The organism is Candidatus Polarisedimenticolia bacterium (assembly GCA_035764505.1).
Classification (GTDB): Bacteria; Acidobacteriota; Polarisedimenticolia; order Gp22-AA2; family AA152; genus AA152.
In genome coordinates this window covers 1-3,204 of the sequence record DASTZC010000079.1, presented here as the reverse complement: position 1 = coordinate 3,204, position 3,204 = coordinate 1, and the positions used below count along the sequence as shown (strand labels likewise).

The 3,204-nt window shown below is 68.1% G+C and carries 4 protein-coding genes; all 4 read left to right on the top strand.

Features of this window, described 5'->3' with window-relative positions:
- Positions 1 to 797 (top strand): LPXTG cell wall anchor domain-containing protein (locus VFW45_05295; protein HEU5180184.1); only part of this gene is annotated, 797 nt, incomplete at its 5' end.
- Positions 794 to 1,792, top strand: coding sequence for a VWA domain-containing protein (locus VFW45_05290; protein HEU5180183.1), 999 nt, complete (start codon positions 794 to 796; stop codon positions 1,790 to 1,792). The genes VFW45_05295 and VFW45_05290, both read left to right, overlap by 4 nt.
- A 9-nt stretch (positions 1,793 to 1,801) precedes the next feature.
- Entirely contained in the window at positions 1,802 to 2,821 is a 1,020-nt protein-coding gene (locus VFW45_05285) for a VWA domain-containing protein (GenBank protein ID HEU5180182.1), read from the top strand.
- Positions 2,818 to 3,204, top strand: a 387-nt coding sequence (locus VFW45_05280; GenBank protein HEU5180181.1) for a tetratricopeptide repeat protein, incomplete at its 3' end; no start/stop codon positions are given. The genes VFW45_05285 and VFW45_05280, both read left to right, overlap by 4 nt.

Below are 3,204 nucleotides of genomic sequence, written 5' to 3'. Positions count from 1 at the left end.
ATGAAGACTCCAAGCTGGTCCTGGAGACAGTGGCGCGCACCGGCAAGGAAGGGGAGCAGGACAAGGACCTTTTCGAGTTCCAGGCCCAGGGCTTCGAGACCGGAAGCCTCCGTGTGCCGGCGTTTCAGGTCGCCTGGCGGCGGTCGGACGATCCGTCCAGGAGCGGCACGGCCACCTCCGAGCCGGTGCCCGTCGAGATCGTCTCGGTCCTGCGGAGCCCGAAAGATGCCCCGGCGGATCTGAAGCCGCCCGCGGAGATCCCGGCGCCTCCTTTCCCGTGGACCCTGGTGATCCTGGGAGCGGCTGCGCTGCTGGCCCTGATTGCCGGATTGATCTGGTGGAGACGCCGGCGCAAGCCCGCCCCCGTGATCGAGGCCGCCCCGAGCGTGCCGGCCATCCCGGCGCACGAATGGGCCTACCAGGAGCTGCAGCGTCTCCTGGCCGGACCGTTGCTCCGCGCCGGCAAGATCAAGGAGTTCCACGTGGAGCTGGCCGAGATCGTCAAGCGCTACCTGACGCTGCGCTTCGGCTTCGAGACGCTGGAGCGCACCAGCGAGGAAGTCGTCGCCGACCTGACGCGCTTCCGGATTGGCGCGGAGCCGCTGGCCGCGGCGCGCGAGTTCTTCGTCCACACCGACCTGGTCAAGTTCGCCAGGTACCGGCCGGCGGAGGACGAGATCCGGCGCAGCGTCGACCGGGCCTACCGCCTGGTGGATCTGACGAAGCTGGTGGAGACACCGGCGGAAGGCGCGCCTGCTGCCAATCCGGCCGAGGCGCCGGTGCAGAGCGTCGGATGATCTGGCAGCTCAAGTCGCCCCACGCACTCTATCTGCTGCTGGCGCTGCCGGTGCTGCTGGGGCTCTACATCTATCTTCAACGCCGCGGCCGCTCCTCGCTGAAGTACTCCGATCTGAGCTTCTTCGCCCGCATCCGACCCGCCTGGAGCCTGCGGCTGCGCCACCTTCCCTTCGCCCTGCGCATGACCTGCCTGGCGCTGCTGTGCGTGGCGCTGGCGCGTCCGCAGTCGGGCTTCACGGAGGAGGAGATCCTCACCGACGGCATCGACATCGTCGTGGCCCTGGACAACTCGGGGAGCATGGCGGGAGAGGACTTCAAGCCGAAGAACCGGCTGCACGTGGCCAAGGAGACGGTGGCGCGCTTCATCCAGGGGCGGCACAACGATCGCATCGGCCTGGTGACCTTCGCCGAGCGCAGCTACACCCGCTGCCCCCTGACGCTCGATTACGGAGTGCTCATGTCGCTGCTGTCCAATATCCAGCTGGCACCGCGTACGGAGGACGGCACCGCCATCGGCATGGGCCTGGCCACCGCCGTGAACCGCCTCAAAGACTCGCACGCCAAGAGCCGGGTCATCGTTCTGCTGACCGACGGGCGCAACAACCGCGGGGCGATCGATCCGGCCACCGGGGCGGCCCTGGCCCAGGCCCTCGGCATCAAGATCTATACCATCGGCGTCGGTACGCAAGGGGAGGCACCCTATCCGGTGGAAGATCCGGTGTTCGGCAAGCGCTACGTCTACCTGCCCGCCGACATCGACGAGGAGAGCCTCAAGTCGATCGCCTCCTCCACCGACGGCCTCTACTTCCGCGCCACCGACACCCGCAGCCTGATCGAGATCTTCCAGAGAATCGACCGGATGGAGAAGACCACGATGAAGGTGAAGCAGTACACCCGCTTCCGCGAGCTGTTTCCTTTCTTCCTCATCCCGGGAGCGATCGTGTTCCTGGGGGAGGTGATCCTGGCGAACAGCCGCCTGCGGCGTCTGCCCTAGGAGCCGGATATGCCCTTCGCCGAGCCCCGCGCCCTCCTGCTCCTGCTGCTGGTCCCTTTGCTGGGGATCGGCCTCGGGCTGTTGCGCTGGCGCCGCCGGCAGCTGCTGCGCCGCCTGGGACGCGAGGACCTGATCACGATGCTGGTCGCCGCGCCCGGGCCGCTGCGCTGGGCCACCCGCCTGGCGTTGCTTCTGCTCGGGGTGACGTTCCTGTCGTTGGCGCTGGCGCGCCCGCAGTGGGGACGCAAGCTGGAAGAGGTGAGGCGGCGCGGGGTCGACGTCATGATCGCGCTCGACGTCTCCAGCTCCATGCTCGCCGAGGACGTCAAGCCCAGCCGCCTCGCGCGCTCGCGTGAGGAGGTGGCTTCTCTGCTCGACTCCCTGGAGGGGGACCGGGTCGGGCTGGTGGCTTTCGCGGGCGAGGCCTCGGTGGTCTGTCCCTTGACCCTCGATTACGCCGCCGTGAGGGTCTTCCTCGATGTCCTGGATCCCGGCCTGCTGCCGGTCCCGGGGACGGCGGTCGCCGAGGCGATCAAGAAGACGACGGAGGCCTTCGAAAGCAAGGAGCGGCGCTACAAGGTTCTGGTCATCATCACCGACGGGGAGAGCCACGAGGGAAACGCCCTGGCGGCCGCCAAGGAAGCGGCGGGCCAGGGAGTGGTGATTTATACTCTCGGAGCAGGCACCGGGGCCGGCTCTCCCATCCCGGTCCGGGGAGAAAACGGCGCCGTGACCGGCTACAAGCAGGACCGCAAGGGGCGCGTCGTCACCTCCCGGCTGGATCCGGTGAGCCTGGCCGAGATCGCCGAGGCGGCCGGCGGGCGCTACCTGCCGATCACCCCGGAAGGGCGCGAGATCCGCGAGATCCAGGAGCGCATCGCGCGCATGGATCAGCGCGAGATTGGCTCGCGCTTCATCACCACGCGCGAGGAGCAGTACCAGCTGCCGCTGGCCGCCGCCGTCGGCGCGCTGATTCTCGAGGCCGGCATCGGCGCGCGGCTTTTCCCGCGCAGGAGGTCGGGCGTATGAGATCCGCCAGCGAATTCCAACCGTTGACGAAGAGGCGCCTGATCGCCTCCCTGGTCGCCTGCCTCGTGACGGCGGCGCTCGCACGCGGCACGGTTCACGCCGCCTCGGCCCGGTCGCAGAACGAGGAAGGAAACCGGCTCTACCGCCAGAAGCAGTACGACGAGGCGATGAAGAAATACACCGAAGCGCAGATCCAGGCGCCCGATTCGCCGCAGCTCCATTACAACCTGGGGAATGTTCTCTTTCGTCAGGGGGAGGTGGACAAGGCGCGTGAGGAGTACCGCCGCGCCCTGGCGGCGGCGCAAGCCACCCTCGATCCGATGGCGCTGTACAACCTGGGCAATACCTTCTTCAGCCAGCAGCAGTTCCCCGAGGCGATCTCC

Excerpts from the sequence above, each read along its gene's own strand:
- VFW45_05285 (HEU5180182.1), top strand. The coding sequence starts at position 1,802 with ATGCCCTTCGCCGAGCCCCGCGCCCTCCTGCTCCTGCTGCTGGTCCCT.
- VFW45_05290 (HEU5180183.1), top strand. The coding sequence starts at position 794 with ATGATCTGGCAGCTCAAGTCGCCCCACGCACTCTATCTGCTGCTGGCG.